Source organism: Pedobacter suwonensis (assembly GCF_007833675.1).
GTDB lineage: Bacteria > Bacteroidota > Bacteroidia > Sphingobacteriales > Sphingobacteriaceae > Pedobacter > Pedobacter suwonensis.
Genome location: NZ_CP031708.1, coordinates 552,232 through 576,803, shown reverse-complemented (window position 1 = coordinate 576,803; position 24,572 = coordinate 552,232). Strand labels below are relative to the sequence as shown.

The 24,572-nt window shown below is 41.1% G+C and carries 17 protein-coding genes and 1 riboswitch; of the genes, 16 read left to right on the top strand and 1 reads right to left on the bottom strand.

The features are described 5' to 3' along the window. The first annotated feature begins 111 nt into the window (after window positions 1-111). From DV942_RS02260 to DV942_RS02185, 16 genes are all read left to right on the top strand, one after another. A complete protein-coding gene (locus tag DV942_RS02260) occupies window positions 112-840 on the top strand; it encodes an HmuY family protein (protein ID WP_222431147.1) in 729 nt (242 codons plus the stop codon). Between the two features lie 5 nt (window positions 841-845). Then, window positions 846-1,604: an HmuY family protein gene (locus DV942_RS02255; protein WP_145854944.1), complete on the top strand. Its 759-nt coding sequence runs from the start codon at window positions 846-848 to the stop codon at window positions 1,602-1,604. A 29-nt stretch (window positions 1,605-1,633) separates the two neighbouring features. Further along, window positions 1,634-2,599, top strand: coding sequence for a hypothetical protein (locus DV942_RS02250; protein ID WP_145854942.1), 966 nt, complete (start codon window positions 1,634-1,636; stop codon window positions 2,597-2,599). 88 nt (window positions 2,600-2,687) lie between these two features. Then, entirely contained in the window at window positions 2,688-3,275 is a 588-nt protein-coding gene (locus DV942_RS02245) for a hypothetical protein (RefSeq protein WP_145854940.1), read from the top strand. Window positions 3,276-3,460: 185 nt separating this feature from the next. Next, window positions 3,461-4,438 (top strand): DUF5018 domain-containing protein, encoded by a 978-nt coding sequence (locus tag DV942_RS02240; RefSeq protein ID WP_145854938.1) that lies wholly within the window; start codon window positions 3,461-3,463, stop codon window positions 4,436-4,438. A 5-nt stretch (window positions 4,439-4,443) separates the two neighbouring features. Further along, window positions 4,444-5,724 carry a S41 family peptidase gene (locus DV942_RS02235; RefSeq protein ID WP_145854936.1) on the top strand — a complete coding sequence of 427 codons (1,281 nt, stop codon included), beginning with the start codon at window positions 4,444-4,446 and terminating at the stop codon, window positions 5,722-5,724. A 32-nt stretch (window positions 5,725-5,756) separates the two neighbouring features. Beyond that, entirely contained in the window at window positions 5,757-8,117 is a 2,361-nt protein-coding gene (locus tag DV942_RS02230; protein WP_145854934.1) for a TonB-dependent receptor, read from the top strand. A 27-nt stretch (window positions 8,118-8,144) separates the two neighbouring features. Continuing rightward, entirely contained in the window at window positions 8,145-8,729 is a 585-nt protein-coding gene (locus DV942_RS02225) for a biliverdin-producing heme oxygenase (protein WP_145854932.1), read from the top strand. Between the two features lie 362 nt (window positions 8,730-9,091). Then, entirely contained in the window at window positions 9,092-9,706 is a 615-nt protein-coding gene (locus DV942_RS02220) for an RNA polymerase sigma factor (protein ID WP_244950806.1), read from the top strand. Between the two features lie 146 nt (window positions 9,707-9,852). Then, a complete protein-coding gene (locus tag DV942_RS02215) occupies window positions 9,853-10,971 on the top strand; it encodes a FecR family protein (RefSeq protein WP_145854930.1) in 1,119 nt (372 codons plus the stop codon). A 276-nt stretch (window positions 10,972-11,247) separates the two neighbouring features. Continuing rightward, window positions 11,248-14,580, top strand: a complete 3,333-nt coding sequence (locus tag DV942_RS02210; RefSeq protein ID WP_145854929.1) for a SusC/RagA family TonB-linked outer membrane protein — start codon at window positions 11,248-11,250, stop codon at window positions 14,578-14,580. 34 nt (window positions 14,581-14,614) lie between these two features. Then, window positions 14,615-16,105, top strand: coding sequence for a RagB/SusD family nutrient uptake outer membrane protein (locus tag DV942_RS02205; protein ID WP_145854928.1), 1,491 nt, complete (start codon window positions 14,615-14,617; stop codon window positions 16,103-16,105). 30 nt (window positions 16,106-16,135) lie between these two features. Beyond that, on the top strand, window positions 16,136-16,945 hold the full coding sequence (locus DV942_RS02200; RefSeq protein WP_145854927.1) for a DUF4843 domain-containing protein: 810 nt from the start codon (window positions 16,136-16,138) through the stop codon (window positions 16,943-16,945). Between the two features lie 10 nt (window positions 16,946-16,955). Beyond that, a complete protein-coding gene (locus DV942_RS02195; RefSeq protein ID WP_186462399.1) occupies window positions 16,956-18,374 on the top strand; it encodes a PKD-like family lipoprotein in 1,419 nt (472 codons plus the stop codon). Window positions 18,375-18,762: 388 nt separating this feature from the next. Beyond that, window positions 18,763-19,896 carry a TlpA disulfide reductase family protein gene (locus DV942_RS02190; protein WP_186462398.1) on the top strand — a complete coding sequence of 378 codons (1,134 nt, stop codon included), beginning with the start codon at window positions 18,763-18,765 and terminating at the stop codon, window positions 19,894-19,896. Window positions 19,897-19,922: 26 nt separating this feature from the next. Further along, entirely contained in the window at window positions 19,923-21,599 is a 1,677-nt protein-coding gene (locus tag DV942_RS02185) for a S1C family serine protease (RefSeq protein ID WP_145854920.1), read from the top strand. 1,373 nt (window positions 21,600-22,972) lie between these two features. Here the strand turns inward: DV942_RS02185 and DV942_RS02180 are convergent. After that, window positions 22,973-24,241 (bottom strand): peroxiredoxin family protein, encoded by a 1,269-nt coding sequence (locus DV942_RS02180; RefSeq protein ID WP_145854918.1) that lies wholly within the window; start codon window positions 24,239-24,241, stop codon window positions 22,973-22,975. 137 nt (window positions 24,242-24,378) lie between these two features. After that, window positions 24,379-24,485: riboswitch (SAM riboswitch) on the top strand. Window positions 24,486-24,572: the final 87 nt, after the last annotated feature.

The following is a 24,572-nucleotide window of genomic DNA, read 5'->3' as shown; positions in this document are numbered from 1 at the left end:
AATAAAATACGGATTGCACAAATTAAAATACGGATTGCACAAACCAATTCTGACGCTTAATTGGGATGTTTGCAGTGTTCTTATTTAGAATGATTAAAAATAATAACGCTGATGAAAAATAAAGTATATCCCTATAAGGTTAGCAAGAATACGCTTGCGGTAGGCCTGTTGCTTTTAACAGGGGCTTTTGCTTCCTGCAAGAAAGATGAAATAGACCAAAATAATATTTTACAGGATGGTAAAAGCATCGTGATTACCGATCTGGCTGGCGATACGCAGGCGGCAATGGGTAGTGGGACTCCCGGTAAAGCAGTCCGGCCTTTTCATACTTTTCTTTTCCGATTGAGGGATCAGAAACAGATCTGGATCCGGAATGCAGCTGATACATTACAATGGTTAAAAACAAAAGATTGGGATTTAGCTTTTACAGGGCCATACAACAGTGAGGTTTATGTAAACGATAAAGCTTATCCATATAACCCTGGTTTTGGCGGAATGGCTAATAGTGCTGTGATCATGTTAGAGAAAAGCTATGATACAGTAGTCCAGGCGCCAACTGATGAGGCTTTTGATACCAGCGATTTAACTAAAATTGGTTGGGCTTCATCATCCAGTTCCAACGGGTGGTTTTTTTACAGCCTCAATACACATATTATGCAGGCCATTCCCAACCGTACCTACGCCATCAGGCTGCCCGATGGCAAATATGCCAAACTCCAGTTAATTAATGCCTATAAGGGCAATCCGCCAAGTGTTACCGATTTAAACTGGCCTGCACCTTATTATACCTTCAGGTATTACGTGCAGCAGGATGGAAGCAAAAATTTACAGACCAGATAGAGAAGATGAATACAGTGATTAACATAAATAAAAATACGCTTAAATGGGCTTCAGCCTGTTTAATATGGGGTTCACTTTTTACCGGTTGCAAGAAAGAAGCAATCGTTTCGCCTGGGCCGGAAAAAGAACTGCCAACCCATACCGAAGGCGGTACACCGTATTATAAACTGCAGCGGATAGAAAATTTAGCCGTAGAAACGGATGATGCGAATCCAACGGTAGCGCCAACTGCTGTTTTGTTCAGTTTAGAAACCAGGGCCGTTGTTCCTTTATTGTATGCCAAAACCAACCGTTGGGATATTGGCTTTAATGGACTTTACAACAGTTTTTTAAGTAGCAATAATGGTCAGTCTTCAAATAGTTTAGGCGCAGGAAGTACAGGTACGGGGGCGATTGCCGTATTGCAAAAGCCTTTTGAGGAGGTTACCGATGTGCCGGCAGATGCTACATTAAGCATCAGTAAAAGCATTGGTACAGACGATGAAGGTGATTTTGGTGAAGGAACGGGATGGTACCTATATGATTTTGGCGGTACCAGGAGAGGGGACGGAAGTTACAACAAACAGCATGTTGCTTATGCTATGCCCGAGAAACGTACCATTGTTGTCCGTACAGCCAAAGGCGATTATGCGAAGATCAAAATGATCAGCTGCTATAAGGATGCCTTTACTGCAGATAAATGGTTTAGAAACACGCCACACATGTATTTCACTTTCGAATTTGTAATGGTGCCAAAGGGAAGTACAAAATTCGAAATTAAATAAACACACACGCCATCAATATCCATATTAAAATGAAGAATAAACTAATGCAATTGCTTTGTATCGCATTAACCGTTGCCACGCTTGCTGCCTGCAAAAAAACAATAGGTCTGGAGCCCATCCCTGCAAATAAAATCACCGAGTTTAAAGTTGCCGTATCCGACGGAGATATTTTCGGTGCCATTGATGACACCGACAAAACGATAACGCTCTATTTACCCTATTACTACGAACTGGACGTGATAGAGCCGGTTATCAAACTTTCGGCAGGGGCTAAGTTGAGTGAAACGCCTGCTCCGGTGGCGGTTTTGGATGCCCAAAAAACATATACCGTCATTGCAGCCGATCAAAGTACTTCTACCTACAAACTGATCATTAAACTTAATCAGATTTCTCCGTTGGCACTCACCGAACTATCCACAGTCACCAACACCTATACAATGGCAATTGGCACGTATGATGTACGGGTACAAGGTAATTTTAATATCGCTGATGTTAAAAAGATCAAGGCCTACCTGGTAGATAAAACCAATAAGGAATATGAGTTGGCGCCTAGTTCGGCATTGGGTACACCAGGCGTATCGGTAGCCATGATCGGTGCTGTTAAAACTTATACTTATGGTTATTTACAGGTTCCGCAAACTCTGGATACCGGAACTTATAAGGTGAGGGTAAAAGTACAGGCCTTAACTGCAGAAATGAAATATCCGGTAAAAGTTGTTTATGGCAGGCCTGGAATTAATTACGGACCGGTTACCGTTAAACAGGGAGAGACGTTCAAGATCAATTCTTCGCAGACGATATTACATGATTTCAAAGAATTTTATATCATGGTAAACGGACAGAAAACGTTATTGCCCATTGTTTCTTACACCCGTAACGAAGCTACGATCCGTGTTCCTGATACCGTGCCGCCAGGCGTGTATACACCAACGGCAGCTTTTGGGACGTGGCCATTGCTTAGCCTGAACTGGGCAGTTACTGTTACGGCCAAATAACATCCATTTACCATTATCCACTTGAAAAACGATTGGGGAGATTATTCCCATTTACATAACAAAAATCATAAATCTAAAAAAAATGAAAATGAAATTTTTAAAACTAACGTTCGCTGTTGCAACTTTAGCCATATTAGGAACTGCCTGTAAAAAAGATGCCGTTCAACCCGATAACAAACTTGCTTTACAAAATACAACTGCTACGCTGGCTGTAGGTGCTACGGAAGCGGGTGTGGTCACCAATTCATCAACTTCACCTACTACATGGACTCCGGTTGGATACGATTTACTGAACAATGTGGTGGCAAGTACCGGCAACCAGGTTAATTTCGACAGCAACTTTAACGGAAACATTACCATTGCAGGTACCAATAACCTGGGTTATTATGATTCTCCATCAGTAACCAATGTTAGCGGCATTACTTTAGCTGATGTTTCTTCCGTTACGTTGGGTGCAATAACTACTTTGGGCAACAATACCAGTACAACTGTGGGCTGGTACAATTACAACAGGGTTACCCGTACCATTACACCTGTGGCGCAAAGATATGCTGTAGTAGGTAACGGTTCAACAATTGCCGGTTCTACCAGGCTTTATGTGGTTCAGCTTGATGGGGTAACCACCTCTGGTACCTATAATACCACCGTTGATTTCCATACTAAGCGATTAAAATAAGGAATAAATCAATCAGGGGAAATCCTTGATTGAATAGAAAAAGGGACGAAAACACGACTTATCGTCCCTAAAAATCATAAATAAACCCAAATAAGGGAATAATCCCAAATCGTTTTAAAAATATTAGCCTTGGCTTAGACCATATCTGCGGGTCTTAAAAAATGCAAATCTAATAATTATTGATTATGAATACAATATATAAACGCTTCTCTGTCAGTTCATATTATCTTTTAATTTTATGCCTGTTCAGCATATTCGGTGCGTGCAAAAAGGAATATGAAGATTATCCTTACGCCGACATTGTGAGTTTTACGGTAAAAGATGCCAATGGAGAACCCGTTAAAGCCGTAATCGATGAAAAAAAACTGATTATATACTGGCCGTCGGGGCAGCCTGTACCAGATCACATTACGCCTAATATTGTGGTATCCGAAAGGGCAAGTATAAGTCCGGCTTCAGGCCAGCGTGTGGCTTTTGAGGAAACGACTAAGTTTGTGGTGACGGCACAAAACGGCACGACCAAAGCGTACCTGATCAAAAAGGTGATCAATCAACCATTGCTCAAAATAAATATTTCATCAGGTGTTTTGGTTTATAACACTAAAAACTTTGTAAACAGAGGTAGCAATATTAATGTTACCGGCGATAATATTATTGCCGATAAAGAACAAACCAAAGCTTTTTTAGTAAATATTGCCAACAATACGGAAAGAGAAGTTGCAATTGCAACAATAACACCAATCGCACTCAGCGTAACGGTCGATAATACTGTGCCAGATGGTATTTATCAACTGAAGATTGTATCAGGGCTGAGAAGTGTGGTTTTAGAACGTTCATTCGGTGTTGCTAATGGCCGTCCAACCATTACACCTGTAGAATTAAGTGCCATAAAACTCACGTTAAAACTCGGGGAGGAGTTTGTGCTTACTGGTGCAAACAGGATTGAACTAATCAATAAATTTTCTATCCGCAATGTTGCCAATAAACAAATTTACGACTTGATGATCAAGGAAACCAAAACAGGTCAGTTAACCTTAAAGGTGCCGGAACACCTGCCTGTTGGTCAGTATGATCTATTTATCTATGATTATCCGGCAGGAGAATATTATGCTGCAGGTAGAATATCAGATTATTTTGACGACGCGATTACCATTACTAACTAGCTGTAATGCAACGTTACATTAAGTTATATATTACGCTACTCCCGCTGATGCTGATAGCAGCTTCTGCCTGTAAAAAGCCAAATGTTGCTGTTGATGAGGCCGATGAGATTATTTCGCCTACAACAGGTACGCGAAGCCAGCTGACGCTCGATTCTATCTTTTTATACGCTAAGCAGGTATACTTATGGAACGATGTACTGCCTGGTTATGCCGAATTTAACCCAAGGCAAAAATATGCAGGGGTCGGTTCTGACATCACCACTTTCAGGAAAGAACTATTTGATATATCGCAGCTTAAAATAAACCCGGCTACTGGTCAACCTTACGAGTTGCCCGTATATTTCGAAAATCCAAAATATTCCAATCTTCAGGTGGGGAAAAATATTCCCGGCAGTACTGCCGGCGTTACAAAGCCAAACACGGCTGTGCTTGCCAGTACAATAATTGCCAATGCCAATGCAACGGTGGCTTACCTGGCTTTGGCTTCGTTTCCTTCACTAAATAATAGTAAAGCAGCTTTGGACCAGGTGTTTTCTGAATTTGCAGCAGCCAATCCAAAAGTTATGGTAATTGATCTCCGAAGCAACGGTGGCGGTTATCTGGAAACTGCAGAATATGTAGCTGATTTAATTGTACCAGCCAGTTTGAATGGTAAAGTGATGTACAGTGAGGTATTTAACCCATCCATGCAGAACGGCAGCGCAAAAATACTGAAACACCAACCTTATTTGGATGCGAATGGAAAAACAACCATTTACAGCGGCCGCATGGCTACGATGGCTGATGTAGATTATACTATAGCGGGCAATACGTATAAGTTTAATAAAAAGGGAAATTTACAGACTATCCAGGCTGTTTATTTTATTGTTTCGGGCAATACTGCATCGGCCAGCGAAATGCTGATCAGCAGTTTAAAACCTTATTTTGAGGTCAAACTGATTGGAGAGAAAACCTATGGCAAGCCCGTTGGCTTTTTCGGCATCAACATCGATCAATACAGTGTGTACCTGAGCAGTTTTTTGATTCAAAATGCCAATGGCTGGTCAGATTATTTTACAGGCATGCCACCGGACGTTGCTGTGAAGGGTACAGATAATCCTGTTTTGGGTGACCCGGCTGAAAGTTGTTTAAGTGCGGCCTTGCAACTGATTAATCGGACAACAAAACAATCGATAAACCTAACGGGCACAACAGCTAAAATGATTACAGTTAAAAATGATCTTTCGCAACCTGTTGCAAAAGAAAGTATTATGTTCGAAAACAGGTTAAGGTTAAGAAAACAATAAGGTAAGGCAAAAAAAGCTTAGCCACAATAAATATGCTTAAACTATACGCTATTATATTTTTTCTTCTGTTTTGCCAGTTTAAATTGGCCGCACAGGATGATGGAATTTTAAAAGGCACCGTTACCGACAATAAAGGTAATTCTTTAGCTGGTGCAACCGTACGCCTCGAACCGGATGGACATAACACCGAGACAAACGAGCAGGGAAATTTCAGTTTCACGAAGCTATTTATCGGTAATTACCTGATGACGGTAAGCATGGTTGGCAAAGCAAGTTACCAGGCCAATATTAAAATTACCAAAGCTGTTAATCACCTGATGATTAAACTATCAGATGAAGAGCAAGAACTTAACGAGGTGGCCGTATCTGAAAATCGTGTTGCTCCTGACCATCTGCTGAAACTGGAACGCAGTGCCATGCCGGTTACAGTAATCAGCAGGCGCACCATCGAACTAATGGGCAGCCGAAGATTGGATGAGGTATTAAAAGAGCAAACAGGCATTGCCATTGTAAACAACATTGGCGGCGGCGCCCGTTCGGTTGGGGTGCAGATGCAGGGCTTTAGTAGCGAATATGTGATGATATTAATTGACGGACAGCCTATGGTTGGTCGCAACAGCGGAAATTTTGATTTATCCAGGATCAGCGTTTCCAATATCGAAAGGATTGAGATCGTTAAAGGTGCCTCGTCTTGTCTCTTTGGCAGCGAGGCCCTTGGCGGGGCGATCAACATTGTTACCCGCTATGGTGCGCTACAGCCGCAGGCATTGATTGCAGCCAGTTACGGAAGTTTAAATATAACTGATATAACCCTGGAGGGCGAAACACCATTTGCATCGCAACGGGGCTCGGCCAACCTGTCTGCAAATTATTACCGTACCGATGGTTTTAATACCAATCCAAAGTACATCCGGCAGGGAACCACAGCACCGCCTTATGATAATTATGCTTTGCAAGGGAGGGTGAGGTACCGTCTAACTCCAGGCAGTACGCTGGCGTTTAGCGCCAGGTATGGCTTAAGGAAATCGTTTATGTCTAAAGATTTTGGTTTGGGCATTATCTCCGGCGACAGTCAGGACGAGCAGGATTTAAATCTTTCAGCCACTTTCGATCATCATTTCCGGTCAGGGTTGCGCAGCATAAGTCGTTATTATTATACCAATTTCCGATCAGATCAAAGCGTAGATTGGCAGCAAACGCATAGTGGCATTACCAAAGATGTTTTTGTGCAGAACCTACATCGTTTTGAACAGCAGTTTGCCTATGGCGTGAATAATGATCTTAAATTTACAGGTGGTTTGGGGGGAAGCGTCGAAACGATGAACGATTTTTCACTAACTAATCCGGGTTCGGTCAACAACGCTTTTGCTTTTTTACAGGGCGATTGGCAACTGAACAGGAACCTTGGATGGGTTGCAGGACTACGCTACGATTTAACCAATGCTTATGGCAGTAAGCTGAACCCCAGTTTAGGCCTGCAATATAAGATTATACCGACATTAACGTTGAAGACGGGCGCCGGTACAGGATTTAAAGCGCCGGATTTTAAATCAAGATACCTGGTGTTTTATAATCCGGCGGCCAATTATCTGGTAATAGGCAATGAAGTGCTGAGGCAAACATTAAACAACTTAGATAAGCAGGGACAGATCAGTGAGATCAGGAGTTTTCTGCTTAACCAGCTCGATCAGAACTTGCAGGCAGAACGAAGTACATCCTTAAACCTGAGTCTGGAATGGAAACCTAAAGACAATATCAAGTTGGAGGCAGGTGTTTTTCAACATAGTTTACGGAATCAGATCAACAGTATACAGGTAGCAACCGGTACCGGAAATCGTAATATCTTTACCTATCAAAACCTGCCAAAGGCTGTGAATAAGGGAGTAGATTTGTCTTTTGCCGTTAGTCTGGTTAAAAATCTGGAGCTGAGTGCAGGTTACCAGTACCTGATTGCCAGAGACCTCAGCGTAATCGACAGCATTAAAGCAGGCCATTACCCATACAACCAGAACATCCATGATCCGGCAACCGGAAATTCTTATGCACCAAAACCTGCTGATTATTGGGGGATCGAGAACCGATCGCGGCACATGGCCAACTTCAAAGCATTTTATAACTACCGCCCCTGGGATACCGGTTTAAATATCCGTATCAATTATAGGGGTAAATATCCATTTGGGGATCTTAATGGAAACCAGTTTATCGACCGTTATGATACCTTCGTAAATGGCTTTTGGATGCTCAATGCGGCTTTTGAAAAGAAGCTTATGAAACAACATTTAAGCATCAGGCTTACCGTAGATAATATTTTAAATTATACCGATCCGCTTATGCCGGGGCAGCCCGGACGAATTGTACTGGCAGGATTAACCTATCGTTTATATAAAGATTAATTATTCAATTACCATTAATTACAGCACATGTTAAGTACCAATATTAAAGAGGCTACCAAAGTTGCACATCAGAACTTAGAGAAACAGGTTGTTTTGAAGTTAAGAGCCATCAGGAACAATGTAGATTATGCGGATCTCCTGAAACATTTTTATGCTTATTTCAGCCATATTGAAAAAACCATCAAACCATATATTACCGAATCCGTCCTGCCTGATTATGCGCAGCGTAGAAATTCGGAGTATATCAAAGCTGATATTTTGGAACTTGGTAGCGATATCTCCGGGCTACCTTATACAACGGTACCAAAAATCGAAAACACGGTGCAGGCATTAGGCGCTTTATATGTACTGGAAGGTTCGATCATGGGGGGAAGCATCATTGTAAAAATGCTCGAAAAAGGAGGGGTTAACCAGGGCGTTTCTTTCTTTTCCGGCTATGGTGAAGCTACAGGAATGATGTGGGGCAATTTTATTGCTGTTTTAAATGCGCATGCCAAAACTGAACAAGAAGAAGAACAGGCCATCAACGCTGCAAATGAAACCTTTAAACATTTTGCCTATGTTTTCGAAAAAGAAAAGGCCGATACGGTTGAATCTAAAGTGATGAAATAGCCCTGAAGAAAATTGATTCTCCCATTTACAGTAGTTGAATAATAATCTTTTAAAAGCACTAATGATGGGAGCGCAAGGCCTTTATATGTAGGGGAGTGTGTTCCCGTCTTTTGCTTTTACGCTTCGCTGCCTCGTACCTCGTTGCTGCAGGGTAATGCTGCAGCCGGGGCTAAGTGGCCTCGGCTGCGTTTTATATTAAAGTTGGAAGGGTGAATAAACTTGCTCCTAAACCCAAGAAGCAGTATCCTGATTTTAAATCGGATTCATTTAGTGCCTGTCCCAAAATAGGGAGATGCCATGTAAAAAAATGAAAACAAAAGCTAATTAGAGCGATAACAGCCAGCGTGATACGATGAAACCGATTGTATTGTACTATCTTTGTGTTGATCTCTATGGGTGTTTACCGTTCATATTCTGACAGCGAATTGGCATACTTGTTAACTCAGGGTGATGAGCTTGCCTTTACCGAAATTTACAACCGCTTTTATGGATTACTTTTTATCCATGCCAGCAGGCGTTTAAATGATGAAGAAGAAGCGAAAGATGTTTTGCACCAGTTGTTCGAGTCGCTTTGGGTTAAACGTATGCAGGTAGCGCCTGATGGTAACCTCTCAGCTTATTTGTACACCGCAGTACGTAACCGTGTGCTGGATGTATTTGCACATCAAAAAGTAGAAAACAGATACGTTGATTCTTTGCAGGATTATATCGATCAGGATCATGTGCTGACCGATTATATGGTGCGTGAAAAACAGATGGCTAGGTTAATAGAACAGGAAATTGATGCTTTGCCGCCCAAAATGCGCGAGATTTTTATTCTGAGCCGTAAAGAAAATAAATCTCATAAAGAAATTGCCCTGGAATTAGGTCTTTCTGAATTAACGGTTAAAACACAGGTTAAAAAAGCACTTCGGATTCTTAAATCGAGATTAGGACTGGTTATTTATGTGGCTTTTTTATTTAAAAATTATCACTAATGTTCTTTTAGTATAATTAATCCATACCTTTTTTTGTTTAATTGAGGCTGCCAAGAAATTATTTTTAAAAAAAAATAATTTACTGATACCCCCAGGCCTATACCTTAGCCGTATATACATTAATCAGACCAAACAAATCTTTTTCAATGGAAAAAAATGCTAGAAAGCTTTTAGATAAGTACATTTCAGGTAATTGTACGCCGGAGGAGATGACTGTAGTGGAAGATTGGTATCAACAATTACCATTTGAAAAAAATGTACCCCAACATTCCCTTATAGCAGCAAGCAAAAAGGAAGTTTGGAACCGCTTAAACCGTGGCCGAAAATCATTAAAATTGGTTACTGTTAAATGGGTTGCAGTCGCTGCAAGCATCATTTTATGCTTTAGCGTTGGGTTATATTTTGTTACGCGGCATAATGCTGCTCCTTTAACGGCAAAGACCGAATTGAAAAATATACTTCCAGGTGGAAACAAAGCGGTGCTTACGCTGGCAGACGGAACTGTTGTTAACCTGGATGACGCTAAAAACGGTCAGATTGCGGATCAGAGTGGCATTGTGATCAGGAAAGCAAAAAACGGTCAGCTCGAATACAGCATTAAAGAAATCCCGAATGCAACGGTAACCGGATCGAATATGATTGCTACACCACGCGGGGGAACATATCAGGTAAATCTTCTTGACGGAACGAAAGTTTGGTTGAACGCAGCCACAACATTAAAATATCCCTATGCTTTTGCAAAAAATGAAAGACTGGTGGAGTTAAATGGCGAAGCCTATTTCGAGGTTTCAAAGGATCGTGCACGTCCTTTCAGGGTAAAAACAGCGGCACAAACGGTTGAAGTTTTAGGTACGCATTTTAATATCAACGCTTATAGAGATGAAACTGTTGTAAAAACTACGCTGTTAGAAGGCGCCGTAAAAGTGAGTACACCATCGGGTTCGGTAAATCTACACCCGGGCGAGCAATCGCTATTAAATGCAACCGGTGCCAGGTTATCGCTGAATGAGCAGGTAGATATAGATAAAGAAATGGCCTGGAAAAATAATGTTTTCGCTTTCGATAACGACGATCTGCAGAGCATTATGCGCCAGATTTCACGTTGGTATAATGTAGATGTAGTTTATCAGGGCAAAATTACATCGGAAAAGTATGTAGGAGAAATACCAAGAAACAGCAACCTGGCGGAGGTTTTTCAAATATTGGAACTTAACCACGTTCATATTGATGTTAGAGGCAAGGTGCTTACCATAACAGGAAATTAAATAAGAATGGCTTTTCTTTAAACAGCCACAAAAATCAACCAACCAATTTACAAACTAACTAAACTTTATGATGAAAAAACTACCAGAAATTTAAACGGAATACCTTAAAAAAAACCGAAAGCGCAGCAACGCTTCCGGTAGAAATTTGGACAAGCAGCTTGCTTCGAAACCCAGCTGCTATTTTTTAACCTCATTCATAACAAAGGTATGAAATTAACTACCCTTTACAACCCCGTGTGCGACATGCGGAGGGTAAAGACTAAAATTTTATTGGTCATGAAATTGACTGCAATCTTACTATTGGTAGGTGCCTTACATTTGTCGGCAGCCACCTATTCGCAAACAGTAACGCTCTCTCGAAGAAAAACCTCGCTTAAACAGGTTTTTAAAGAGATCAAAAAGCAAACAGGCTATTTTTTCTTTTATAAGGGGCAATTGCTGCAGGATAAACCTGATGTAACGGTTGAGTTTAATAACACATCACTCACCGATGCACTGAATGCTTCTTTAAAAGATCAAAATCTGAGTTTTAACATTGTTAACAAAACCATCGTAATCAGCCCGAAAGAAAATTTACCGGTTGTTGCAACGCGGGTTGCAGTAAAAATCGAGGTAAGGGGTGTGGTTGCTGATAAGGCTACTGGCGAAACCCTTCCCGGCGTTAATGTTTCGGTTAAAAACGGTGCCAGTGTAGGCATCACGAATGAAAAAGGTGAATTCAAAGTCAATGTTGATGATGAAAGCATTTTGGTCTTTAGTTATGTAGGCTATGAGTTATTTGAAACCAAGGTTTCAGGTACTAAAACGTTAAACGTTAAGCTTACTTCGAAGATGACCCAGATGAACGATGTGGTGGTTACCGGTTATCAAACCATTAAAAAGGACAACTACACCGGTAATGCAGTAACCATATCCGGAGAACAGTTGAGAAGGGTAAATCCACAGAATTTGCTGCAAAGTATCGGCACATTCGATCCTTCCTTTAAACTGATCGACAATAACCTCGCAGGTTCAAACCCCAACCGGATTCCTTCCATTAATGTGAGGGGAGCTTCTGCGCTGCCCAGCGGTGACGGGCAGGTGCTGAGAAGAGATGATATTCTTGGAACGGCGAACATGCCGGTTTTTATGCTGGATGGCTATGAAGTGAGCGTGCAAAAAGTATTTGATCTGGACGTGAACCGGATTGCATCAGTTACCTCATTAAAAGATGCGGCTGCAACGGCAATTTACGGTTCGCGCGCGGCCAATGGTGTAATTGTAATTACCACTAAAACGCCACTGGAGGGTAAACTGCGTGTAGAATATAACTACGAACTGAATCTTACTGCGGCAGACCTGACCGATTACCAGGTTTTAAATGCGGCTGAAAAACTGGATTACGAAGTTTTGGCCGGATTATATAGCTCTTCTAAACAACAGCTGCCTCAAGATCAGCTGGATGAAATTTATTACCATAAAAAAGCCAATGTTGTTGGTGGGGTAAATAGTTACTGGTTGTCACAACCGTTGCGTAACACCGTAGGCCATAAACATGCGATCAACCTGGACGGCGGTTCGCAGGCATTTCGCTACAATGTAAACCTTCGCTATCAAAACAGGCCTGGAGCGATGAAAGGCTCTGAAAGAGATCAGTATTCGGGTGGAATGAGTTTTCAATACAATGTAAAAAAACTTCAGTTCAGAAATGAATTATCCGTAACACAAGTGGGTGCTACAGAATCTCCCTATGGCGATTTTTCCAATTATGTAAGGATGAATCCTTATTATCCCTTAAAAGATGCCAATGGTATGGCCATGAGGATTTCGGACGTATACGAAAAGCAGGACAGATCAAAAGAATATGTATTTAACCCGTTGTTCGATGCCAGTTTGAGCAGTTTCAATAAATCCAAATACACCGAAATTATTGATAACCTTTCTGCCGATTTAGAAGTGGCAAAAGACCTGAGGTTGAGAGCGCAAATGAGTTTAACTACACGAGCGAATTCTGATGATATCTTCACCTCGCCGCAAGCCAATAAATATTACCTGTATACCACCGATAAAATTGATGAAAAAGGGGAGTATACCAACAGGGAAATGAAAGAAACCTATTGGGACAGTAACATCAGGTTAACCTGGTTAAAACAGATCGGTGGAAATTATTTTAATGCCCTGGTGGGTGTGAATGCCCGTACAGAATTGCGCGATCAAAAAGAATTCACGGCTGTAGGCTTTGCCAACGATCGTTTTACCAGCATTGGCTTTGCCAAAGGTTATGCTGAAGATGGAAAACCACAGAGCAGGCTGGAAAAGGCCCGTTTATTCGGTTCGTTTTTTACAGTAAACTACTCCTACAAAAACCGCTATCTGATGGACGGGACCGTTCGTATTGATGGTTCGTCAAAATTTGGTGTAAATAATAAACTCGCTCCGTTCTGGTCGTTCGGATTAGGCTGGAACGTACATCAGGAAGAATTTCTGAAGAATAACCCAGTAATCAGCCAGCTGAGGATAAAGGCATCTACAGGGCTAACCGGTTCGGTAGAATTTGATCCTTATTTATCCAAAACCATCTATAAGTATAACACCGGAAACTGGTATTCATCAGGCATAGGCGCCAATGTAAACAGTTATGGTAATGAAAATCTGGGCTGGCAAAAAACCAGGATGACGGATATCGGTGTTGACATTGGCTTGTTTAAAGACCGCGTAATGATTTTGCCTAGGATATATAAAAAGTTTACCAAAGATATTCTGGCCGATATTACATTGCCACCGTCAACAGGGTTTTTGTCTTATAAAGAAAACCTTGGCGACATGGAGAACAAAGGCGCTGAGCTGGGTATAAACGTTGAGGCGGTAAGAAGCAAAGAGTGGTCGGTAAACCTGAATGCCAATATGGTTACCAATAGGAATAAGGTGGTCAGAATCTCAAACGCTTTAAAGAAATACAACGATAGGGCAGATGAACTGCAATCGTTAAAGCCGGGTGACGGAGGTTACCGTGGGATTCCATTGCTTCGGTTTAGTGAAGGGCAGCCATTTAATGCCATTTATGGGGTACGCTCATTAGGCATTGATCCGGAGAATGGACGGGAATTATACATCAAAAAAGATGGTACGTTGACGTACGATTATGATAAAAGAGATTATGTGGTAATTGGCGATCCTAACCCGAAAGTAAGCGGCTACTTTGGCGGAACCGTTAACTACAGGAGGTTTAGCCTGTATGTGCAGTTCCAAACGTTTTTTGGAGGCGATAAATATAACCTCACCCTGGTAGAACGTGTTGAAAATGCCGACCCAAGATATAATGTAGATAAAAGGGTGTTTGAAGAAAAATGGAAGCAGCCCGGCGACTTATCTTTTTATAAGAACATAGCAGATAACGGCGAAACAGATGTCAGCTCAAGATTCATACAACCTGATAACCTGATCAACCTGCAGTCAGTTAACCTTTCTTATGATATGAATAAAAAAATCGCATCCAAATTGTCGATGTCGAGCCTGATGTTCCAGGTAACCGCAAATGATGTGCTGCGTTGGTCATCGGTAAAGGAAGAAAGAGGGATTAACTATCCATTTACCCGGAGTTTAACCTTCTCTATCAGAGCAGCTTTCTAAGCGATATTAATTAACGGATTTAAAATATAAAAATATGAAGATTAGATTGTTGATCTGCCTCATCGTAATAGCAGGATTAGCGAGTTCCTGCAAAAAATGGCTGGAAGTTGAGCCGGAATCAGAAATCGCGGCACCCATTTTATTCAGTACCGAAAGTGGTTTTATGGAAGCCATAAACGGCGTATACAACCGCAGTACCGAATCAGATTTGTATGGCAAGGAACTTACCTTTGGTACAACCGAAGTACTTGCACAAAATTTTTCGATGCGTGATGATGGTCAGGATTACAGGCAAACCTCGCTGTACAACTATAAACATGGCGAATTTATTAAACGGAAGGACAAAATTTGGGCTGGTTTATACAATGCAATTGTAAACTGTAACCTGATTCTGGAAAATGTGGATGCAAAAAAGAACATTTTTAGCGGCAGTAATTATGCCATTGTAAAAGGAGAGGCGCTCGCATTACGCGCTTATCTGCACTTCGACTTATTACGTCTTTTTGCTCCTTCTTACCTTAGAAATCCCACCGCTAAAGGCATTCCGTATGCAAATAAATATACCAAAGAGATTACGCCAGTTTCAACTGTATCAGAAACGATCGATCTCATTATTAAAGATCTGGAGCAGGCTAAACAATTGTTAACGGCCGATCCGATTCGCAGTGCCGGATATATTGTAAACTATCCTTTAGTTACGGATACACTCAAAAATACGGAAGAGCGCAACCCAAGTCTGTTTTTACAGAACAGAAGGCACCGTTTAAATTATTTTGCCGTATGTGGTACGCTTGCCCGGGTATATCTTTATAAAAATGATAAAGCTAAAGCCTTACAGAATGCAAAAGACGTAATTGACTCCAAAAAATTCCCCTGGACGGCAAAGAGTGATTTTGAGGCATTCGAAGATTCCAAAAAAGACCGGATTCTTTACAAAGAACTTGTTTTCGGATGGTATATACCGGGCGCTGCAAAAGAAATCAAAGACAATTGGTTTCAAAGTGGTACAAGGGGCTTTTACCTTATTGAAGATGCTGCGGATTATATTTATGAAAAGGCTACCGCTGGCGCAAGCGACTCGCGTTATAAATATTGGTTGTCTGCTACCTCGAACCAATCATCACGATCTTATGATATTGTTAAATACCGTCGAAATCCGCTAAGCGCTGAAGCAAATGCAAACCTACATTATTTAATGGCTCCTGCCATCAGGCTTAGTGAAATGTATTATATCGCCGCCGAATGTTCATATGCAGGTAATCCAGCCGAGGCTGTAAATTACCTTAAGCAGGTTCGCGAAGCCAGACAGATTGGCGATCCTTTATCCATCAATAGTGAAGAAGACCTATTAAAAGAACTGCTTAAAGATGCACGTAAGGAATGGTTGGCAGAAGGCCAGTTGTTTTACATGTATAAAAGGCTAAATAGAGGTATTGTTGGCCAGACCGGGGTAATCATTCCGGCTTCCGATAACATTTTTGTACTTCCTCTCCCTAACGATGAGGTGGTTTATGGAGGAAGGTAAAACAATTTGAATTTTTATTAATCGAAAATTATGAAAATATACATATTAATATTCGCAATCATTTGTCTGGCTTCCTGCAAAAAAGCAGAAGAAATGCGTTTCGATCATAGCGCAAATGTGTACTTCGATATTTACAACGGAGATAAAGACAGCATCGTAAGAACATTTGCCTATAACCCTACACTGGCGCAGGATACCGTATGGCTGCCGGTACGCTTATCTGGCATCAGAACCAATGCAGATCGCAAATTCAGTGCGCGCGTAGAGGCCGATTCTTCTACCGCTACGCCGGGCTTACATTATGAGGCTTTGAAACCGCAATATTCTATTCTTCCGAATAAAGGAATAGGTTATATTCCGGTGGTGATTTATAATAAAGACCGGCAACTGGAAAACAGATCGGTTTCAATACTGATCAAACTAACCGGAACGCCGGATCTGGGTATCGAAAACCCTTACTTAATCAGGGCAAAAGTAGTATTCTCATCCAAATTGGAAAAACCAGGCTGGTGGGATACCTGGCCGTTACCCCCTTACTCAAGAACCAAACACGAATTGTTTATTCTGGTAACTGCGCAGACTTCTCTTACTACCGATGGACTTGATGCCCCGAAAAACCTGTATTATATCGGTTTATTGACCACCATGTTAAACAATCCATTTAACTGGGTAGCTAAAAATGCCACCAAAGGTTATGTTATCGAAGAAGTGACCCCAGGCGATACCAATAGCTATTACTTCTACAATAAGAGCAATCCGGCTAAAAAAACGCTTTTAAGAAAAAACATGCAGAACGGTAAATATTATTTTATAGATGAAAATGGCAATGAGGTTATTTAATTCGAAGAACATGAACATTAAAAAATTAATCATACTCATCATTGGTGTACTGTCTATGGCCGCATGTCATAAAGACCTGGGCAATTACGATATCGATATGCCGATAGCGCCTGAAGTGGCCAACCTCGATTCTGTTTACACTGCTAATGTTGGCGACAGTTTAATTATCAAACCCAAAATAGAAGGTGTTGATGCAGCAAATGTAGAGCTTCAATGGAGAATTAGCGTAATTGAGGGGAATGATGTTTTATATACCGGCCCTGCGTTAAGGATCATTTTCGGTTTGCAGGCCAAAAGGTATCCTGCCCGCCTTACGGTTTACAACAAAGCAAACGGGATGAAGTATTTCCATAAATTTTACATTGACGGGGGAACTGAATTTGCCAAAGGCACAACGGTATTAAGCATTGAAAATGGAATCACTCAGTTTTCGTTTGTAAAACCAGATGGTAGTGTACAGGCGCGTTTGTACCGTGCCATGCAAGGGAAAGATTTGCCACCAAACCCTACCAATTTGTTCCTGCTAAGGAATACATTTACCGGTGGTACTTTGTTAGGTTATTGGATCATTACCAAAAACGGCGGCATCAGGCTGGAGCCTAATACCATGCAGGAGGATCCTAAATATCCAAATACGTTAAAGGATAATTTCTTTACGCCACCAGATGGTTTGGAAGTGGGTTCACTGATCTCTCATCCGCAAGGGGTAATGATGGGTGTTGTAAACGGCAAATTTTTTGGCGGTACCACCAGTACCTGGGATCAGGCAGCCACTTACGGTATGTTCGGTTTACCTGCTGATGGTGATTATGAACTTGCTCCATCTTTTGTGATGAGTTTCACGCAGTCAGCCACTTATTTTATCGGATTTGACCGCAATAGAAAACAATTTGTGCGGATCAATCTGTATGGCGCCCCTGTATATTTTGGTACCCAATATTCAGTAACTACCAGTGTTTTTGATCCGCTGAATGTGGGGATGGACCTGGTTCATTTGGAGCAACTGAACAACGCTGATTGTTTTGCTTATTGCAAAGGAACAGATGGTAAAATCTATGAACTCAAGTTTAACGTCCAGTTTAACGGGCCATTTACCTTTACCCCGCAACATAAGCGCTTATTTGTACGCCAGGACCTGATTAATGAAAACACCAAATGGAGTGGCGCCAAAAATGGCGTTATCTACATGGCCAATGGCAGCAAAGTTTATCGATATAATCCTGTAAACGAAGAGTTAAGGGAACTGGTGACCAGTTTTACCGGAAAAACAATTTCGATGTTAAAACTTAGCGAAGATGAAGAAAGCTTAATGGTAGGAACAGAAGAAACCGTTACTTTTTTGAATATAGCAACAGGAATGAACGGCGCATTCATTAAAAAGATTGAAGGTATTCCAGGCGCTCCTGTAGATATCGCAATTAGAAAATAACCTTTGTCCTTGAGGATGTTTTATAATATAGCATTGTCATCCTGAGTAATTTATTATATAAATAAATATGATTGACGGGTAAATTTAAATGAATAGTATCGTCATTTCGACTGAAGCTAACCGATTTTCATCGGTAGCGTAACGGAGAAATCTTTTAAATTTGATTAAATAATCTGTTCCAAAGATCTCTCCACTTCGCGTTGCTCCGGTCGAGATGACGGCTACTCTATTGGATTTCTGTCAATGTTATGTTGTCGAAGGAAATGTTTAAATGTATTTCTAGGCATTTCTATACCTCGTCAAACTCAGTACAGGCTAAGCTCAAACTAACACTTTCAATTGATTAAAATTAACAATACAACCTAACAGAATTATAAAAAAAATACAAATGAAAAATATAAAAATAATTTTATTAGCCCTTTTATGCCCAGCTTTGAGCTGGGCGCAAACGCCAAACTTTAGTTTAACCGGCAAAATAGGAACGCTCGGTGCACCGGCAAAAGCCTATATCGATTACATGGATAATGGTGTCAGTCATGAAGATTCTGTGGCGCTGGTTAACGGAAGTTTCAAATTTTCCGGACATATTTCAGGCAATGCCTATGCCCGCATGGCCCTGGATCATACTGGTGCGGGTAAAAACAAGGCCGTTTATACGGGTGATGTAATTTACTTTTACTTTGGGAAAGAGCAGGTTACCATTAGTTCAAAAGACTCTTTAGATAATGCTGTTTTTACGGGTTCAAAGGTATACCAGGAATACGATGCCTATAATAAAGCCATTGGCGGTACCATTATGGCCCTTACCAAAGCGGTTAATATCGATTTTAACAGAGGAACGCCCGAGCAGCAGAAAGATACCGCCTATATGAAAGCGGTAGATCTTCGTTTCAGAAAAAATATTCAGAACAGAACCGACAAACAGTTTCAATTTGCTAAAGAACATCCGACTTCCTATTTCGCGTTGGTGGCACTTTCAGAAGCAGCAGGAAGCAAGGTAGATGTAGCCAAAGTTCAACCGATTTTTAATGCATTAAACAAAGAATACCGGGAAACTGATATGGGTAAAGAATTGGCACAGCGCATTGCCGCAAGTGGCATCACTGCTATCGGAAATCCAGCACCTCTTTTTACCCAGAACAATGTGGTTGGCAAGCCCGTTTCGTTGGCCAGTTTTAAAGGAAAAGTGGTATTGGTTGAATTCTGGGCAAGCTGGTGCAGTCCATGCAGGGCAGAAAATCCGAACCTGGTGAAGCAATATCAAACTTATAAAGATAAGGGCTTTGAGATTATTTCGGTTTCATTGGATCATGTGAAAGAGAATTGGCTGGAAGCGATAGAAAAAGACGGTTTAGACTGGATCCACGTCTCTGACCTGAAAGGCTGGAACAACGAAGTGGGCCGTTTGTATGGCGTACGTGCAGTACCTGCCAGTTTTCTGGTAGATGCACAGGGCAAGATTATCGGAAATGGTCTTCGTGGCGAACCGTTAAACAAAAAGCTTGCTGAAATTTTCAACTAAGCCACCGCCCAAAATCATAAAAAATAATGAATAACTATCTAATGGCCATAACAGCAACCTTCGGGTTGCTGTTTAGCCTAAACGTTACTGCCCAAAAGAAGCAGGTATCGAAATTTCAGTGTACCATTACCCGGGCAGTTAAAAAAGCATACCCGGCCAGCGTGCGGATGTGGGGTTTTGATGTACAGCAGAACCAAAGAACAAGTGCACAGTTTAGTGGCGTGGTAGTAAGTGCAGACGGTTACATCCTGACAGCTGCACACACCATTTTGCCAGGTAAAAATTATAAAGTTTTTTTTCCGTCTGGAAAGGAATGCATCGCAATAGCACTGGGTAAAATAGAGGATAAAAAAAGCCCGGGGATTCCCGATGTCGGTCTGATGAAAATTACCGATAAAGGTACCTATCCGTTTGCGGAGATGGGATATTCGGCTAGTTTAATCAAAAATGAACCTTGCATTAGTATTTCTTACCCCGAAAGCCTGAACCAGGCCCTGCCAACCTTAAGATTGGGCCATGTTGCAGAAGTGAAAAATGAATATGGTTTTATCCGCTCAACCTGCAAAATGGAACCGGGTGATTCCGGCGGACCTTTGTTTGATTATCATGGCCGCGTAATCGGGCTGCACAGCGCCATTGATGTTTCAGAAGATATGAATTTCGAAATTCCTGTTGATCTCTATCGCCGTTATTGGACAGCCCTGAAAAACGAAACGCTTTACACTTCTTTTCCTGAAGAAACGAATTTTGTTGAAGTCGATTCTTTGTCTCCGCAACTGCAGAAAGAAAGCAGACAAAAAGCCTTACATCCTGATTTTGGTATTCCGAAACTTATAAATGCCTGTTTCCTTATTACAAGCATACTTAAGGGACAACAGCAGCAGATTGATGGCTGTTTGTTAAATGTTAAAACAGCAGGCGGCATTAAAAAACAGTTTTTGCTGAGTAAAAATACGATGGCTGGCGAAGAGGCAAAATTTGAGGTGAATGGAACCAGAATTCCCATTCAGGTCATTGGAAAAGATCAGGAAAATGATTTGGTCTTATTTGCGCTTGAACAGCATATAAACGGAGGAATTGATTTGAATCTTGCCAATGCAGATACCCTTAAAATAGAAATGGGTAAACTGCTTTATAGTATGACTCCCGCTAGCAAGGTAATGCGCAGTGTTTTAGGTAGTAAGCTGTTTAGCTTACCAAAAATAAATAGTCAGCCTTATTTAGGGGCCATGGTGGTATACAATTCTAGTCCTGTACAGTTTTCCTTAATTAAAGAAGGTAGCCCGGCAGAAAGAGCAGGGATAAAAGTTGGCGATGAACTCATCAGCATTAATGGAAAAATGATTAGAAAAGCGAATGAATTTGCGCCCGAAATCTTAAAATATTGGGCAGGTGACGAAGTTACCTTCGAATGGGAGCATGCATCTGGTAAAATGAGCAAAGCATTCAAGCTTGACGGAAGGGGACAATCCCTTTCCAATCACCCGGCAGACAAATTTGAAGGAGGTAAATCGGAGCGAAGAGACGGTTTCAATGCTATTTTTACACATGATGCCGCTATTCAAGCCAGCGATTGTGGATCGCCTGTTTTTGATTGGGAAGGTCATTTTTACGGAATCAATATTGCCAGGTTCAGCCGCACGACTACAGTTGTGGTTCCAAAGAAAACAATTATTGATTTTGTTTTAAAGCATGTGAGATAGCCTGTATTAAATTAACTGAAAACTGTCATCCTGAGGGATAATTTATGATATAAAAATCAATATGATTGACGTTTTTTCCTTCGCACAATTCTTGCCTCGGCTCACCGCCGCCGAAGGGCTCTTACTTTTTGGCATCAAAAAGTAACAAAAAATGCCGGCTGAAAATTTTTCTTTCAAAGCCAGTGTTATGGCTAGAACAGTGCAGTCCGAAAAATTTATTAGGCCGGTTTTAAGTAGAACGGTGATACGGTGCTATGGCCTAGCTATACGGAAATGCATGATGCCGCATTCTGCTCATTAATAGGTAATTACAAAATAACGTCAATGGTAGCCTGTCGAAGGACCTTCATTTAAATTTTTCTATTGGGCGGTGTCTCACCAACCAAAGACTAAATCATACATTTTTTGGAGCGCAGGGCCATTCGCGACGATTAAAGATTGTTCCCGTGCTTCGCTATATCCTTTCGCTGCGCTTCAGGGATGCCGCTTCGCCCGGGGCTAAAAACGCGGTTATTGCTAAGAACAAACCAACAAAGTAGGAAACGTTGTTTTGTTTCCTGTACAGACCTTTGTTAAATAAACCTTTTTGTAGCGGCTATCCTTTTTGTTTTTGTTGCAGCGGTTTTTTTATTATAGAGCTATGCTCACAAAAAGATAGAAGCGGAAAGAAGGACTGCAGGTACCGAAAAGTACTACACCCGCTTTCCAAAAACGAAACGTCACGCCTTTTTACGTTAAAGATTCTTCACTGCGTTCAGAATGACAGCTAAGGAATAATTTAAGAATTTCTATTGGCCGGTGTCTCACCGACCAATGTTTAAATAGAAATAATCATACATTTTTTGGAGCGCAGGGCCATTCGCGACGATTAAAGATTGTTCCCGTGCTTCGCTATATCCCCTCGCTGCGCTTCAGGTATGCCGCTTCGCCCGGGGCTAAAGACACGGTTAGTGCTAAGGAACAAAGCAATAAAGTATGAAACGTTATTTTATTCCCTGTAAAGACCTTTGTTCAATAAACCTTATTGTAGCGGCTATCCTTTTTGCTGCAGCGGTTTTTTATTATAGAGGTATGCTCACAAAAAGATAGAAGCGAAAAGAAGGACTGCCGCAACCAAAAGACACTACAACTGCTTTCCAAAAAATGATCAAAATCTCAAAAATCGTTCTGAGTAAAGGATCGCCGAAGAAATCTTTCAAGCTAGTGGCTATCCTTATTAAAAAGATTGCTTCGTCGGCTGAAAAAGCCTTCTCGCAATGACGATCATTCTATTAATTTTTATTGGTCGGTGTCTCACCGACCAATGTTAATATTTTATATTAAAAGATTCTTCACTTCGTCCAGAATGGCATATAGTGAGTGAGTTATGATGCTTATTTCTTCAACAGCGCATCAATTTCAATATTGAATTCTTTCACAAATTCATCATAAAATTTACCAGTAGCCGGGCCGTTGAAACCGGTATGGATTTGGGCCACATTTCCCTGTTTATCGATTATAATGGTGGTTGGGAAAGATAAAAAAGAATCAAGTGCAGGCAATGATTCAGATACTGCCTGTTTATCGGCTGTTCCGGCCAAAACCTGATCGTATTCGATACCAAATCGTTCACGGAAACGGCCCATTACTTTTTTGGCATATTCAGGTTCAGTAGAACGCTCGTAATGCAAACCGATAATTTCTACGCCGCGGTTTTTATTCTTTTTATACCATGGCGCCATAAAAGTAGCTTCATCAACGCAGTTAGGACACCAGCTTCCGGTAATGGTTAAAATCACTACTTTGTTTTTGTATTTTTCATCCTTTAACGAAATCTTTTTACCATTTACATCAGGGAAACTGAAATCGAGTGTTTTGTATCCTTTTTTCAGGTAGGTGAGTTGATAAGGATCAGGCAGGGCTGCATCTTTATTTTTGTTCCCGCTAAAAGGCTGGCTGCCTCTTGCGCTTAAAACCTCGCCCTTTAAAGTACCATCTGCACCGAAAGTTCCTTTGTAGTAAGCAGGAGAGGAGCCGATGAAACTCGAAAGTTGAAATCCATTCCCCTCTACAATACCTTCAAGATAGCGAGAATCACCGGTTACACGGAGAAAAGTTCCGGTTAGTTTGTTTCCTGTTTGTTTAAACAGGCCTACTGTTTTTTCTTCTTTGCCATTTGGAGCGGTAAAAATTACATCATAGCTTCCTGAATAGTCGGCTGATGCAGGTCTGTCTGCTTTAAAACGATAGTTTTTGCGTTCGGCATCAATGATTAATGGTTTTCCGGATTTATCCTGTTTGCGTAAAGCTCCTGTTAACCGGTCGCCATCTATTGCAAATGCCAGTTCGTTATCAAACTGATCCAGTTTAACAAAAATTGAATCGGCTGTTTGTTTGACCACACCACCTTCAAAACTTTCTTCCGCATTGCGGAAATACAATTTCTGCTGACCACTTTTTTCATTGATCTCAAAATTGAAAGGGATTTCAAGTCCCTCCTTTACTTTCGCCACACCGCGCCAGTTGCCCAGCGCAACGAATGCCTTTGTTTTTTTTTCTTTGGCCTTTGCCTGTTGGTTATTGGCTAAAACTGCCTGATCCTGAGCAAAGGTTATGGAGGTTGATATGGCCAGTGCGGCAGTTAATAAGGATTTTATATTCATTGGGATGTATGTTAATCTACTAATTTAGTCGACAAATATACGGATGGAATAGTCAAAGAAAAAATATTTTAATAAATATCTATAAAAACTATAGGATAAATGGAATTAATTATACCTTTGCCCCAGTTATTTTAAAATACTTATCAAGAAAGGCGGAGGGAATGGCCCTGTGAAGCCTTAGCAACCATCTAATTTTTAGAAATGGTGCTAATTCCATCCCGGATGAATCTGGGGTAGTTAAGTCAGTTGTTTGCATAATCCTTATCTAACATATACGGAGCACTTCTGATTTAAGGGGTGCTTTTTTGTTGCCTCAATGCTTTCTTGAAAG

Coding starts and splice junctions, on each gene's coding strand:
- DV942_RS02230 (WP_145854934.1), top strand. CDS start 5,757: ATGCTTAAACTATACGCTATTATATTTTTTCTTCTGTTTTGCCAGTTT.
- DV942_RS02260 (WP_222431147.1), top strand. CDS start 112: ATGAAAAATAAAGTATATCCCTATAAGGTTAGCAAGAATACGCTTGCG.
- DV942_RS02200 (WP_145854927.1), top strand. CDS start 16,136: ATGAAAATATACATATTAATATTCGCAATCATTTGTCTGGCTTCCTGC.
- DV942_RS02195 (WP_186462399.1), top strand. CDS start 16,956: ATGAACATTAAAAAATTAATCATACTCATCATTGGTGTACTGTCTATG.
- DV942_RS02190 (WP_186462398.1), top strand. CDS start 18,763: ATGAAAAATATAAAAATAATTTTATTAGCCCTTTTATGCCCAGCTTTG.
- DV942_RS02245 (WP_145854940.1), top strand. CDS start 2,688: ATGAAATTTTTAAAACTAACGTTCGCTGTTGCAACTTTAGCCATATTA.
- DV942_RS02250 (WP_145854942.1), top strand. CDS start 1,634: ATGAAGAATAAACTAATGCAATTGCTTTGTATCGCATTAACCGTTGCC.
- DV942_RS02185 (WP_145854920.1), top strand. CDS start 19,923: ATGAATAACTATCTAATGGCCATAACAGCAACCTTCGGGTTGCTGTTT.
- DV942_RS02240 (WP_145854938.1), top strand. CDS start 3,461: ATGAATACAATATATAAACGCTTCTCTGTCAGTTCATATTATCTTTTA.
- DV942_RS02255 (WP_145854944.1), top strand. CDS start 846: ATGAATACAGTGATTAACATAAATAAAAATACGCTTAAATGGGCTTCA.
- DV942_RS02210 (WP_145854929.1), top strand. CDS start 11,248: ATGAAATTGACTGCAATCTTACTATTGGTAGGTGCCTTACATTTGTCG.
- DV942_RS02235 (WP_145854936.1), top strand. CDS start 4,444: ATGCAACGTTACATTAAGTTATATATTACGCTACTCCCGCTGATGCTG.
- DV942_RS02180 (WP_145854918.1), bottom strand. CDS start 24,241: ATGAATATAAAATCCTTATTAACTGCCGCACTGGCCATATCAACCTCC.
- DV942_RS02225 (WP_145854932.1), top strand. CDS start 8,145: ATGTTAAGTACCAATATTAAAGAGGCTACCAAAGTTGCACATCAGAAC.
- DV942_RS02205 (WP_145854928.1), top strand. CDS start 14,615: ATGAAGATTAGATTGTTGATCTGCCTCATCGTAATAGCAGGATTAGCG.
- DV942_RS02215 (WP_145854930.1), top strand. CDS start 9,853: ATGGAAAAAAATGCTAGAAAGCTTTTAGATAAGTACATTTCAGGTAAT.